11 protein-coding genes and 1 riboswitch are annotated in these 13,410 nt (G+C 57.9%); of the genes, 4 read left to right on the top strand and 7 right to left on the bottom strand.

All coding sequences use genetic code 11. The annotated features are described in order from the left end of the window. Positions 1-37 precede the first annotated feature (37 nt). The 7 genes from QRN55_RS14280 to QRN55_RS14250 form a co-directional block, all read right to left on the bottom strand. Positions 38-493 carry a cyclic nucleotide-binding domain-containing protein gene (locus QRN55_RS14280; RefSeq protein WP_111840386.1) on the bottom strand — a complete coding sequence of 152 codons (456 nt, stop codon included), beginning with the start codon at positions 491-493 and terminating at the stop codon, positions 38-40. A gap of 41 nt (positions 494-534) precedes the next feature. Then, positions 535-3,252 carry an ABC transporter transmembrane domain-containing protein gene (locus tag QRN55_RS14275; RefSeq protein ID WP_284777208.1) on the bottom strand — a complete coding sequence of 906 codons (2,718 nt, stop codon included), beginning with the start codon at positions 3,250-3,252 and terminating at the stop codon, positions 535-537. A 199-nt stretch (positions 3,253-3,451) separates the two neighbouring features. Then, the gene (locus QRN55_RS14270) at positions 3,452-5,917 is read right to left on the bottom strand and encodes a glycoside hydrolase family 2 protein (protein ID WP_284777207.1); all 2,466 of its coding nucleotides are present in this window, start codon (positions 5,915-5,917) and stop codon (positions 3,452-3,454) included. Then, the gene (locus tag QRN55_RS14265; protein WP_284777206.1) at positions 5,914-6,900 is read right to left on the bottom strand and encodes a DUF1839 family protein; all 987 of its coding nucleotides are present in this window, start codon (positions 6,898-6,900) and stop codon (positions 5,914-5,916) included. Before QRN55_RS14265 ends, QRN55_RS14270 begins: the two co-directional genes overlap by 4 nt. 7 nt (positions 6,901-6,907) lie before the next feature. After that, the gene (locus QRN55_RS14260; protein WP_284777205.1) at positions 6,908-7,816 is read right to left on the bottom strand and encodes an amino acid--[acyl-carrier-protein] ligase; all 909 of its coding nucleotides are present in this window, start codon (positions 7,814-7,816) and stop codon (positions 6,908-6,910) included. A gap of 4 nt (positions 7,817-7,820) precedes the next feature. Beyond that, complete coding sequence (locus QRN55_RS14255; RefSeq protein ID WP_284777203.1) at positions 7,821-9,002, bottom strand: acyl-CoA dehydrogenase family protein; 1,182 nt, start codon at positions 9,000-9,002, stop codon at positions 7,821-7,823. Next, positions 9,002-9,253: an acyl carrier protein gene (locus QRN55_RS14250; RefSeq protein WP_284777201.1), complete on the bottom strand. Its 252-nt coding sequence runs from the start codon at positions 9,251-9,253 to the stop codon at positions 9,002-9,004. The genes QRN55_RS14255 and QRN55_RS14250 overlap by 1 nt, the downstream gene beginning before the upstream one ends. A gap of 169 nt (positions 9,254-9,422) precedes the next feature. Continuing rightward, a riboswitch (TPP riboswitch) is annotated at positions 9,423-9,534 on the top strand. 105 nt (positions 9,535-9,639) lie between these two features. Here QRN55_RS14250 and thiC point away from each other — a divergent pair. From thiC to QRN55_RS14230, 4 genes are read left to right on the top strand one after another with little or no spacing between them, the layout of a single operon-like run. Further along, the gene (gene thiC / locus QRN55_RS14245) at positions 9,640-11,463 is read left to right on the top strand and encodes a phosphomethylpyrimidine synthase ThiC (protein WP_284777200.1); all 1,824 of its coding nucleotides are present in this window, start codon (positions 9,640-9,642) and stop codon (positions 11,461-11,463) included. Position 11,464: 1 nt separating this feature from the next. Continuing rightward, positions 11,465-12,460 (top strand): glycine oxidase ThiO, encoded by a 996-nt coding sequence (thiO, locus tag QRN55_RS14240; RefSeq protein WP_284777199.1) that lies wholly within the window; start codon positions 11,465-11,467, stop codon positions 12,458-12,460. Next, positions 12,429-12,626: a sulfur carrier protein ThiS gene (gene thiS / locus QRN55_RS14235; RefSeq protein ID WP_284777198.1), complete on the top strand. Its 198-nt coding sequence runs from the start codon at positions 12,429-12,431 to the stop codon at positions 12,624-12,626. The genes thiO and thiS overlap by 32 nt, the downstream gene beginning before the upstream one ends. Positions 12,627-12,629: 3 nt before the next feature. After that, complete coding sequence (locus tag QRN55_RS14230; RefSeq protein WP_284777197.1) at positions 12,630-13,403, top strand: thiazole synthase; 774 nt, start codon at positions 12,630-12,632, stop codon at positions 13,401-13,403. Positions 13,404-13,410: the final 7 nt, after the last annotated feature.

Genomic DNA, 13,410 nt, shown 5'->3' with positions numbered 1-13,410 from the left:
TTCTTTTCAAAAGCAGTGCGGAAGAACGCTGTTCCAACTAAACATTCGAACCGGATCGCGCTTTGCTGAGTTCCGTTGTCGTCTGTGTCAGACGCTCTGCCAAAACGCGCATCACCTTGATCGTTACGTCGGGGAAATCGGACATCAGCTTGAAGAACTGTTCCTTGCCGATGCGCAGTGCCTCAACCGAGGTGGAGGCACGCACGGTCGCCGTTCTGACGCTGTCGCAAAGGATGGCGATTTCTCCGACGATGGCATTGCCGCTCATTTCGGTCAGCTTGATCTGGCCGGAAGGAGAATCAATCAGGACATCCACCTTGCCCGTCAGCAACACATAGGCCGCGTCGCCCAGATCGCCCTGGCGGAAAAGCTCGTCTCCCGCGTGGTAGGACACCCGGTCGGATGCAAAAGCAAGAAGCTTGAGCTTCGATGGTTCCATCCCGCTGAAGAAGGGAACGCGCTTCAGCATCTGAATTTCGTCTTTGAAAAGCATCGCCTTGTCCTGTTCGTGTTCCTGTTTGACCGCTAAACCACTCAGGCGGCGATCATTTCCTTGAATGTACCGTTTTCTTCCACAAGAGTCTCGTATGTTCCATCTGCGACAACCGTTGCGTGATTGACCACGATCACCCGGTCGAACATTTTCGCCAGCGACGGGTTGGACAGAACCCACAGCACTGCCGGGTTAGCGCCATCGGTTCTGAGGAAAGCGATGACGTTATCGACGATTTCCTGCTGGAGACGATGATCGAGACCGGGCAGCGGTCGGTTCAGCACGTAGTAATCCGACTTTCTGATCAGAGCGCGTGCCAGATTGAGCTTTTGGCGCTGCAACGGCCCCAGCCGCTTGCCGCCCGCTCCGAGGTTGAATTCCAGACCAACGGCCAGCACTTTCTCGTAAAGGCCCTGCTTCTTCATGGCGTCGGCCACGATCTTGGTGATGCGGCGTGAGGCGTCCGCATAACGATGGCTGATCTTTCCGAAGAGAATATTGTCCAGAAGGCTGGTCGATGTCGCGTAGCGTTCGGGATCGTAGGGCTCGATCCAACTGCGCAGATCGTCCGGCAGGTTCTGGTGGAACATGTGACGGACCTCGATGATCTTGTCCATCACCTCCTGCGTCAACAGGCCGAAACGCTGGCGTGGTTCGATGTAGAAGAAAGCCAGTCGCAGCATGGCGCGCCGTTCGGTCTCTGTCGCTTCCGAGTAACTTTTGCCCTGCAGGCGTTGTAGCATCTGCTGATAGCCGGGAATGTCGTCCGCGGTCATGAAGGTCAGTTGCTGGAAGAAAGGGTGATCAGATGGCAGATCGCTGAAGATTTCAACGACGTTTTCCGCAATCGTATAGCCCATGTCGAAAAGCGTTTCCGACAGGCCGCTGCCGCGCATCAGCGAGCGGAAATAGTCGCTATCGATGATCTGGCGGCTCGAGGCAGACCCGTTGCGCAAGGTGCCGAACATGATGTTTTCGCCAACAGTCGCCTCGGCGTTGTAGCTGCTGGGCTCGAAGGGCACGATAAGGCCGCTCAGATTTTCCTGTTCCAGTTCGGTGCGCAGGGCTTGCCGCAGTTCAACGATACGGGCGGCTAGATGCAGGTCGGTCAGCGGATCGATGGAAGAGCGCAAGGCAAATTCGAGAATATCCGGTGACAGTTGAACCGTATCGAGAACCGAGAGCATGGCTCTCAGGAACTGCTCTTCGTCATCACTGCCAGCCGGACTGGATTGATAATCGATCCAGTCACTGTTGATATCGATGTCGGGATTCTCCGCCAGTTTCGCCTCGCGGATTTCCCATTTCCGATGCTCCAATTCTGCGCCTTCGTAATCCCTTGCTTTCAAGGGTGCGTGTTTTAGGCCATAGACAAGGTTTTCCCTGAGGCTTGCATGGAAGAAATATGTGTCGGCAGACACATAGGAAATGCGCCGCCCCGTCACGGATTCGGGCAGTTCGTGCAAGTCGGCATCGCCGAACGTAATCTTGCCGGATGTCGGCCAGAGCGTTCTGCCCAGCGCATCCGCCAGGGCTTCGGCACCGGAGCCGCCGACAATGGCAATGGTTTCACCCGGATTGATCGTCAAGGAAGCCTGATCCAGCAGGCGCGTGCCGCTATCGTCATCGAGCGACAGCCCTGCAATGACCAGTGGCCCGGTGATGGCCGCAGCCGCTTCCGGCGACAGTGCCTGGATTTTACCGTCGATCATGGTCGGTGAATCGAACTGTTCGAAAACCTGCTCATACTTGACCTGAACGTCCTGACGGGCCTGATCCCAGTCGATCAGTTCCTTCAGCGGGCCGGGAAGTTCCTTGTAAGCATTGATCACGGCCACAAGCTGACCGACATCAAGGCTGCCGCGCAGCGTTAGGTAACCGCCCAGCGCGTAGAAAAAGAAGGGTGTCAGCTGCGCCAGAAAATTATTGATGAACTTGACGATGAACTTCCACTGGTAAAGGTCGTAGCGAATTTTGAAGATTTCGCCGAGACGGTGGGCAGCATCGGCTCGCTCGTAATTGGAGGTATCATAGGCATGGATCGTGCCAATGCCATCGACCATTTCACCGATACGTCCCGCCAGTTGGCGGGCGCTGAGCTGGCGTTGTCTGCCGAGTTCGATCAGCCGACGGCGCATCTTGGGAATGATGCCGACCTGGATTGCAGCCATAAAGGCGGCGATGAGGCCGAGCCAGAAATTCTGCACGATAATGAAGAACAGCGCGGATAGCGCCTGTCCACCCAGAAGCGCGGGCTGAACGAAAGCATCGCCAGTAAAGCCGCCGAGGGGCTCCACCTCGTCCTTGATCATGCTGGATATTTCCGCTCCCTTCACCCGCTTGAAATGAGATGGGGGAAACAGCAAAATACGGTCGATCAGCTGAAAACGAATGCGGCGCAGCAGGCGCTCGCCAAGGCGTCCCTTGTAGGTGTTGATGTAATATTTGAAGAGGCCATTGATGATGACAAGCGCTAGAAATGTCAGGCTCAGCCCCATCAACATCCCGAGACGGGTCAGTTCGATACCCGGAAACAGCGTGATCGTGCCCATATAGGGCAGATCGAGCGTCAGATGCATGAAGAGCTGGGTGGAGTTGACGCCCTCGAAACCGTCACCCTGTATCGGCCCGTTGACGATCTGCTTGGGCAGGTCGAAAGCCAGGAAATACGGGATCATCGACAGTGCTACGATCAGCAGAATGAAAAGCTGCTGCCGCCGCGTGTGGTTCCAGATATAGCGGGTTAAACTTTTTTCCATGTAGGATTTCTGCGCCTTGCCGGACTGGAAGGTAATTGATGTTTTCGATGGCGTCAAAGCCGCTGGGAGGTGGCGGCGATTGCCCTGTCGAAAATGAATGATATGCGTATTTTACGGACTAGGGGCGGGATAGGGCGCTGCCACAGGCGCGGCCCTTGTCGTCGCTGATATTACGAACAACGCGTTATAGCGCAATTCCTTAAAAACGAAATACGTGGCCGCTGCCGAGCGCGCGAATTTCGCCATGGGGTTTTTCGGCTCGCATCGGGGCCAGCGGCAGCAATTCCACATGCCTTCCTTCGCCCGCCGTCAGATGAAACCAGTCGTCGGCAGGGCGAAAGCCATCGGCGCTGATATGCACGGATTGGGCAAAGCGGTCGGTCGTCACGGCCAGAAACCAGCGTTCACCATGCTGCACAGGTGTAGCCTGAAGTGTGGCTGCATGCTGCGCGGCTCTGCGCCCGATTGGAAAGTGGAATGCTTCCGCCAGCAACGTCCCCGATGTCCGGTCGCGAAGCCTCGCCACTGTCACATCATGCGAGGGCGGGCCGAAGCGATAGGCATAGGTCGTATCGAAAAACGCGCCGAACAGATCGGTCGCGGGGATAGCGAGGTTGTCGCGGGCTGCAAGTGTCAGCGCGCGTTTGCCGGAAACGACAGGCTGAATACCGTCCCGCAGACAGGCGATCTCGACGTCCACGTCAACAGGTTCCTGTCCCTCATTGATGACATGGATGTCGAGGCCATTCGTGCCCTCATCTATCAGGCTGATCTGTAGGGGGCGACACGCCCGTTTCAAACCGTACCAAGCCGACTTCGGCTCGCCGATCGAATCGATCAGGCCCCAGCCAGCACCGGGCAGCAAATCCTGCAATGTCCAGACCAGAGCCCCTTGGCAACTGGACCCGGAACGCCTCCATTCCGCAAATGTGGCGTCTATGACTTCTGCGGTTACCGCTCGTGAGAGATCAAGATAGCGATCTGCGTTTTCCCGTCGAAGAACGGCAGGATCGACCTCGTAGAGCAGTTTGATATAGTGGTCTCTGACGTCCTCGAAATCCCAGGAAGCGCCCCGGTCTCTCGGGACACGCGCCTTCCATCTGGGGTCGTGAACCGGCTTTGCGGGCAAGTGCTTTTCCAGGGTGCGTTGTTGTGGCACATTGGAAAAAGCCAGGCACTCGGCGGCAAAGCGCACGTCTGCCCGCCTTGCATCATCCAGCGGTCTGCAATAGGCGCCGACGCCGTAGTAATGGCCGACATCCGCGTTCGGAAAGAACGGCAGTGCGCCGCCGAAGGGTGAATTCGGGACATAGGCGATATCAGGGCGCATCCGCTTGACGTGTGCTGGCACTATCTCTTCCGTCAGCGGGCCTTTCCAGAATTGCTCTGGCAGCCCCAGCATGGCCCCTTGCTGATACATCTCGCTGCCGCCGCACAGCACGGCGAGCGAAGGCGATAGGCTTGTCGCTTTCAGAAGTTGCGTTATCTCGGTCTCGATATGTGCGAGAAATGCCTCGTCTTTAGCCGGATAATCGAAATTGGCCAGCATCATGTCCTGCCAGACCATGATGCCGAGTTCGTCGCAGAGCGCGAAAAACTCGGGCGTTTCATAGGCCATGGTTCCACCGATGCGGATCATGTTCATGCCCGCCTCGGCGGCAAGGCGCAGCCACGGTTCGTAGTCTGCCCGGTTGCCCGGCAGGCGGACGATGTCGGCATTCGTCCAGACGGCACCTCGGCAAAAGATAGACTGGCCGTTGATCTTCAGGCCGAAGCCTTTACCATCTTTACCCTTGTCGATCTCGATCCGGCGAAACCCTGTATTGCCGAGGCAATGGATCTGCCCGTCTATGTCGATGTCGACGTTAAAGAGGGCGGGTGTGCCATGGGTCGCAGGCCACCATGGCTCGATACCGGGAAGCGCCAAGCTGCCCTCGAAGACATTTTCGCCGCGATGCTCCAACGGTGCCGAGACGCCGTTGCACGTGATGCTGACAAGCAAGTTCTCATTTTCTGCGCGAAGGCTAAGCTGAATGCGACCTGTTCCGTCACCATCAAGCTCGCAGTGGAACGAGAGCACATCAAAGACGGGCTTCGTCAGCAGGCTAATCCCGCGCCAGGGACCAGCGGCATGGATTTCCGGGCACCAGCCCGGCATATAGCCCAATGCCGTCGTTCTGATCAGCCGTAATCCTTGAGAGTTCATCATCTGCGGACGCCAGCGCGCACGCGGGCCTGTTCTTTCCAGACGCGGGGCAAGGGCCCTGAAGCAAAGCGCGAGCTCATCGACACCGGTCAGGTCGAAGGGTACATCCAACACTTCGAACATGCTGGTAACGTTGGCGACGAGTTGACCGTTCAGAAAGACTTCCGCCACCGTTGCCAGCCCGTGAAAACGCAGAATGGCGGGGCCGCTCTGGTCGGACACCAGCGTCAGTCGGTACCATGCGTCATGTCCGTTGAGCGGATGCGGATTGTATCGATCGAACCGACCGAGTGCTTCCAGCGCCTGCGCAACAGTGCCAGGAACCGGGGCCGTCATCTCTTCTGCGTCGAGCGGTATGTCTGCAGGCGTCTGGCTAGCATCCGCCTCCGTGAGGGTCAGCGTCCAGCCTTCGCTGAGACATTGTCCCTGCTTCAGGAGAATGCCGGACGGCGCAGTCACGCCGCCTCACTCGACTTGGCAAGAGTTGTTTCCAACGCGCCCATCATGGCGTCCCAGGCCGCGATGGCGGGATCAAGGGCGGTGGCGAGCGTATCGAACTTGCGGCGAGCGACCGCGCGGGCGAGTTGGAACTGCACCGTTTTGGCGACTTCCGATATGCGAAGAGCATGCAGCCCTGCATCGCCGAAGTGGCTTTCGCCACCCAGCCATTCCAGATGGCTGGCGGCCAACTCGAAATTAGCACCGAACTGGCGCAACGTGTTGAAGGCGTATTTGTGAAAAAAGTCGAAGGGCCGGTCGGCAACCTGCGCGACCTGTGCCGGGAAGACATCAGCGAAAGCACGGATGGGATTGTGTTTGGGGCGACGTGCGAAATGGACAGAGAGCAGGCCTTCCGCCACCTTGCGGATATCAGGCTCCTTCGAGGGCGTCTCTGGAAATTTCGCAAACTCGGTATAGGGAAGGAAGGGCAGGTCGGCATCCCCAAGACGATGCTGAAAAATGCCGAAAAAGTCGTCTCCCTCCAGCGCGAAGTAGCCGCCATTGTGGAAATATTCCAGTCTGCGGTTTTCCACATCCATCCGATTGATGGCGACGGTCGTCTTGCCGTGTTCCCTACGGTATGCGGTGCCGTGCGTATCGGGCATATAGAAGCTGTCCATTTCGATCAGGCAGATGCGGCCACGCTGCAACTGGGTCGCAACGTGACTTTCGAGCCTGTCGAAGATCGCTAGTTCGGTGACGCGAATGCCGTAGAGCGCTTCGAGGTCTTCCAGCGGCACTTTGAAAAAGGTGAACTGATCGCCCTCGAAATCCTGTGTCAGCGTAAAGCCGAGCATGGCTTCCGGTGGAAGTTCGCTCGATGACAGAAGCTCGATCCACAGATCGACATAGCAGTTCGTTTCCGGCCACATCCGCTCAGATGAATGCAGCGGATGCGGAACATAGGTGTCAGCGCTCAGGGCCGGAAATATTGCCGTCATGCAAGCCTCAACCCCAGAGCGTTTCGCGAACCGCTTGCGGCCATTGGTCCACATCCAGCCCGTGCTTGGCAAAGAGCGCCAGTGCGATGCGCTCGAGACCGAAGCCGACGCAGGCGGTGTGTGCGACAGCACCGTCATCGAGGTTCAGACCCCATTTCGTGCCGAACGAATCCTGATGGTAATTGAAGCTCATGCAGGCCGTCAGGTTGGTGTCGGAAGTCACCGGGATCAGCAGTTCGAATTTCAGGTTCTGGTCGCGCTGGTTGTTGACTAGCATCTTGCCCGCACGCCCGAAGAAGGGATCGTTCGCGATATCGATCTTCACGTCGAGGCCGATTTTTTCCATCATCTCGACGCCGCGATCCATCCAGAGCTGGCGGAACTCTGTCACGTCGCTTTCTGTGCCCATGCGCACATATTCGCGCATGCGGAAAAGCTGCTGCCGGGCGGGGTCTTTCGATGGTTCATGGCGGAAACAGTAGGATTGAATATCGTAGAGGCCACCGGTGGCGGGCAGATTTCCGCGCCTTGCGATTGTCGGATACAGCGGGTAACAGGCGGCAGGCGTCAGCACGATATCGGTGATCTTCTGGTCTTTCGTCCAGTCCGTGCCTTCATCCATGCTCTTGATGAGGCTGATATGGTCCAGTTCACAGCCGCAGAAGGAATGCACCGTTCCTGCAAGCTGCGGGAAGCTTTTCATGTATCCGCTTTTTTCGAAATAGGCGCGATTGATGCCGGGCGGAAAGCGAATGGCTTCGGCCTTGTCGGGGCCACCGACGGTGTCGATCAGTCGCTCGAAAGCCATGATGACGTCCTCGAACTGGCCGCTGCGGCCATAGAGACCATCCACGCCTGTGTCTATCAGCAGCCCCTTGTCGAACAGGCGATCAAGAAAGGAAGGTTGCATGTCCATGGTCTTATCCCAAAAGGCTCGTGTCCTGCTTCTGAACAAGCAGGAGGTTGGCGGAATTGCCCAATATGCGGTCGTTCGAAATCATCAACTGCGCCGAATGCGCATCGCGCAAGTGTCTTCCCAGGCTGAACGGCGTCCCGTTTTTGTAACCCATGATGCCGCAGATCAGCATGGCATGATTGATGATTTCCAAGATGGTTTCCGACGAGCAGATCTTCACATTGTTCATGGCGATTGCGAAGGCCATAGACATCAGCTTTTCGGGGTCATTTCTGGTTTCATCGTAAGCTTTCAGACCTGCAACGATATTCGATTTGACGATCTGGAGCTTGTTGGAAACCTCTGCCAGTCGGATGGCGCCGGGAGGGGAAACGCCGGGGGACTTACGGGCCGCGGCGCGAACAAAAGCCTGCGCGCGAGCAACCGCATCGGCTGCAATTCCGTACCATACACCGCTCCAGAACAGGTGCGATGTGGCCAGCATGGACTGCGCAGCGATTTCGGCAAAGGGCTTCTGAAAGACCTGTTCGGCTGGTGCTTCGCCGTTGAACAGAAAGCCATCCGAACAGGTGCCGCGCATGCCCAGCGTATTCCAGACATGCGTTTTTTCGAGCCGGTACTGGTCTTTCAGGAAAACGGTCATCACCTGATCGGTCGGTGAGGCATCCGCGTTGGCGCGAGATGTGATGAGGATCGCATCTGCTTCGCTGCCGTAGGAAATGACGGTCGCGTCTTTTTGCAGGCGGCAACGCTCGCCATCGATTTCGATGGCGCAAATGGAGTTTCGCAGATTTCCGCCGATACCGCCTTCGGTCGTTGCGGAGCCCAGCAGCAACTGCTCAGTCGTCATGCGGCGCATGAAAGCGCTGTGCCATGCGCTGTCTTCGCCGTGCTCGACCAGGCTCGACGTCTTGATCTGGTGCATGGCGAAAATCATTGCCGTCGCCGAGCAAGCCTGCCCAAGGGTGCAGCAGATATCCGTTATCTGGAGAAGGCTTGCGCCTTCGCCACCGAGATGGGGCGGAATTTGAATGCCAAGCAGTCGCTCGGCACGCAGAGCGTCGATGGCCTCTTTCGGGAAGCGACCGGCTGCATCGACATCATCGGCGTGTTTTGCGGCGATGGCTGCAACCCGCGCTGCCCGCACGGACAATGCCGCTTCAGTGGACGCGACGGACGCGTCCATCAGGCTGCCTCTTTGCCGTCGAGAATGGCTTTGACCGTCGTTTCGATGGCGGCGATGCTGGCGAAAGACTTGCGGTTGAGCATGCTGTCGGGGAACTCGATGTCGAATGCATCTTCCAATCCAAGCATCAACTGGACGGACGCGAAGGAAGAAAGGCCCACTGTATAAAGATCGGCATCATCGGCAATGGTATCGACAGGCACGGGAAGTTGACCAAATTTCGATAGTATTTCACGAATAGTTGAATTCATCTCAAGTAATCTCCAGTCGAATGGCTGCCATCATAGCTCATTCTCCGAATTACGCTCCAAAAAATAACATTCGAATAAACGCTTAGGTTAATTTGTCGTGACCGCGCTCCACGGCCATATACGTTTTAGATATCGACTTGACAAAAGCCGGTGTCGGGTTTCTGATTGAGGCATTCACCAGGGGTGTCCCGTCAAGGGGCTGAGATACTGCTACGATGCGCAGTGACCCGTTGAACCTGATCCAGTTCATACTGGCGTAGGGACGGTGCAAACACGGAAAAGCGCAGCCTGGCTGTGACGGATGATGTCCCTCATCCACTCCTCCGTGATTTTTTCGTCTTTCATGCTCGAACTGGGTCTCCACTGTTTTGCTTTGGAGCCTCACGATGAACATTGTTGCCAAAACCATCTCGCCCAACGTGACCACCGGTCCGCTGCCCGCCTCCACCAAGGTGCACAAGCCGGGCGTTCTTCACCCTGACATTCGCGTTCCCATGCGCGAAATCGCAGTGCATCCGACCGCAGGCGAACCACCTGTCACAGTGTATGATTCCTCCGGTCCTTACACCGACCCAAGCCACCGCCTCGATATCGAAGGCGGCTTGCCGCGCCTTCGCCATGACTGGGTTCTGGCACGCGGCGATGTCGCGGCCTATGAGGGCCGACACGTCAAACCCGAAGATAACGGCTTTGCCACAGGCGAACGTCTCACGCCGGAATTTCCCGTTCGAAATCAGCCGCTGCGCGCAATCGATGGCAAGGCCGTCACTCAGCTCGCCTACGCGCGGGCGGGCATCATTACCGCCGAAATGGAATTTGTCGCGATTCGCGAAAATCTGGGCCGGGAAGCCCTCAAAGGAAAGATGGTGCGCGATGGCGAGAGCTTCGGCGCTCACATTCCCGATTTCGTCACGCCGGAATTCGTGCGCCAAGAATTGGCAGCGGGCAGGGCCATCATCCCGGCCAACATCAACCACCCCGAGGCCGAACCGATGATCATCGGTCGGAACTTTCTGGTGAAGATCAACGCTAATATCGGCAATTCTGCCGTCACCTCTTCCATGGCGGAAGAAGTGGAGAAAATGGTGTGGGCCATCCGCTGGGGCGGAGATACGGTCATGGACCTGTCGACCGGGCGCAACATCCACAATATACGCGAGTGGATCATCCGCAATTCGCCGGTTCCCATCGGTACGGTGCCGCTTTATCAGGCGCTGGAAAAGGTGAACGGCATTGCCGAAGACCTGACTTGGGAGGTGTTCCGCGATACGCTGATCGAGCAGGCCGAGCAGGGCGTCGATTACTTCACCATCCATGCCGGTGTGCGACTGCATTACATACCGCTCACCGTCAATCGCGTCACAGGTATCGTCTCGCGTGGCGGCTCGATCATGGCCAAGTGGTGCCTGCATCATCACAAGGAATCTTTCCTCTACGAGCATTTCGAAGAAATCTGCGACATCTGCCGGGCCTATGACGTGTCGTTTTCGCTGGGCGATGGCCTGCGCCCCGGTTCGATCGCCGATGCAAACGACGCCGCACAGTTTGCCGAGCTGGAAACTCTGGGCGAACTCACGCAGATCGCTTGGGCTAAGGATTGCCAAGTCATGATCGAAGGCCCCGGCCATGTGCCGATGCACAAGATCAAGGAGAACATGGACAAGCAGTTGAAGGTCTGTGGCGAGGCACCCTTCTATACGCTGGGGCCGCTGACGACCGATATTGCCCCGGGTTACGACCATATCACCTCCGGCATAGGGGCGGCCATGATCGGTTGGTTCGGTACGGCCATGCTCTGCTATGTCACGCCGAAGGAACATCTCGGTCTGCCGGATCGAGACGACGTCAAAGTGGGTGTGATCACCTACAAGATCGCAGCCCATGCGGCCGATCTCGCCAAGGGCCATCCGGCGGCGCAAATCCGCGACAATGCCCTGTCGCGTGCACGTTTCGAGTTTCGTTGGGAGGACCAGTTCAACCTGTCGCTCGATCCCGAGACGGCCCGGTCCTTCCATGACGAGACCTTGCCGAAGGAAGCGCACAAGGTCGCCCATTTCTGCTCCATGTGCGGGCCGAAATTCTGTTCCATGCGCATTTCGCATGACATCCGTGCCGAGGCTCAGAAGGAAGGTTTCGAGGCCATGGCCGAGAAGTTCAAGCAAGGCGGCGAGCTTTATCTGCCGCTTGCGCAGCCCACGCCCGGTGAGTGACATGCGCATTCTCATCAAAGGCGCAGGCGTCGTTGGTTTGACGGCTGCGCTTGAACTTGCACGGCGCGGCTTTTCGGTGGAGGTCTACGACCTCTCCACCGGGGCCGGTCGCGGCGCGTCCTGGTATGCCGGTGGCATGCTCGCGCCCTGGTGCGAACGGGAAAGCGCTGATGAGGCCGTCATCGCGCTGGGGCAGTCTGCGCTCGACTGGTGGGATGAGGCCACGCCAGGCCTCGTGGTGCGAAACGGCACGCTGGTCGTGGCTCCGGCCCGTGACCGTGCGGAACTCTCCCGCTTTGCCGCGCGCACGCGCAACCACCGGCTCGTGGCTGAGGACGAGATCGGCGAATTGGAGCCTGATCTGGCGGGCCGCTTCCGGCAGGGGCTTCTGTTCGCGGATGAAGGCCATCTCGATCCAAGGCTCGCTCTGTGGGCTTTGCAGCAGCGACTTGTCTCTATGGGGGTGGCTTTCCACCTTGGTAGGGAAGGCGTGGCGGAAGTAGGCTTTGATAGAGTTATCGATTGCACGGGCCACGCACAGGTCGGCACGCTTCCTTTGCTTCGCGGCGTGCGGGGCGAGATGCTTTATCTCTCCACGGGGGAGATAAAGCTCTCCCGTCCCGTACGGCTGCTGCATCCGCGTATTCCGCTTTACATCGTGCCGCGTGAGCCGGGCCGCTTCATGGTTGGTGCGACGATGATCGAATCGCAGGATGACGGGCCAATCTCGGCACGGTCGCTGATGGAACTCCTCAATGCCGCCTATGCGCTGCATCCGGCCTTCGGGGAGGCAAAAATCATAGAGATGGGAACAGGCATCCGTCCCGCCTTTCCAGACAATCTTCCTGGCATCGAAGAGAACGGCAAGACGCTGCACATCAATGGTGCCTATCGGCACGGCTTCCTGCTTTCGCCTGCAATGGCGCAGCAGGCTGCCGACATCATAGAAAACAAGGAGGTTTCCCATGCGGGTTCTGGTCAATGGGCAAGAGCGTGATCTTGCCACAGCGACGCTGTCACAACTGCTGGCGATGCTCGACTACGAGGGCGACTGGCTGGCGACCGCCGTCAATGGCGATCTCGTCCACGCAGAAGATCGCCCTAATTTTTGTCTGAAGGATTTTGACAGGATCGAAATTCTCTCACCCATGCAGGGAGGCTAATCGATGTTGACGCTTTATGAACGCGAGGTCAGTTCCAGGCTTCTTCTCGGCACGGCGCGCTATCCGTCTCCGGCAGTGCTGGCAGATGCCGTTCGCGCCAGCCGCACGGATATTCTGACCATCTCGCTGCGCCGCGAAAGCACAGGTGGGAAAACGGGCGGGCAGTTTTTCGAGATGATCCGTGAGCTGGATCGACTGGTTTTGCCGAATACCGCCGGTTGCCACACTGCCAAGGAAGCCGTGCTGACGGCCAGGATGGCGCGGGAGGTTTTCAAGACAAACTGGATCAAGCTGGAGGTGATTGGCCACCACGATACACTCCAGCCGGATGTCTTCGCATTGGTGGAGGCGGCACGCATTCTTTCCGATGACGGCTTTGAAGTCTTTCCCTATACGACCGATGATCTGGTGGTTGCCGAAAAGCTGGTGGATGCGGGATGCAAGGTTCTGATGCCGTGGTGTGCGCCCATCGGCAGTGCCATGGGGCCACTCAACATCAGTGCGTTGCGCTCCATGCGCGCCCATTTTCCCGATGTCCCGATGATCGTGGATGCGGGCCTTGGCCGCCCTTCCCATGCCGCAACGGTGATGGAGCTCGGCTTCGATGCTGTGCTGCTCAACACGGCGGTGGCGGGTGCCGGCAATCCGGTGCTGATGGCGGGAGCCTTTGCGAAAGCCGTCACGGCAGGCCGCGAGGCTTATCTTTCCGGCATGCTGGAACCGCGTGACATGGCGGTTCCATCCACGCCGATGATTGGAACGGCTGTGTTTTCGTGATCCGTTG

Origin of the sequence: Agrobacterium sp. lyk4-40-TYG-31 (assembly GCF_030209855.1) — a bacterium.
GTDB lineage: Bacteria > Pseudomonadota > Alphaproteobacteria > Rhizobiales > Rhizobiaceae > Agrobacterium > Agrobacterium vaccinii.
Note: the sequence above shows the minus strand (reverse complement) of the source record. Positions and strands in the feature narration are given on the sequence as shown.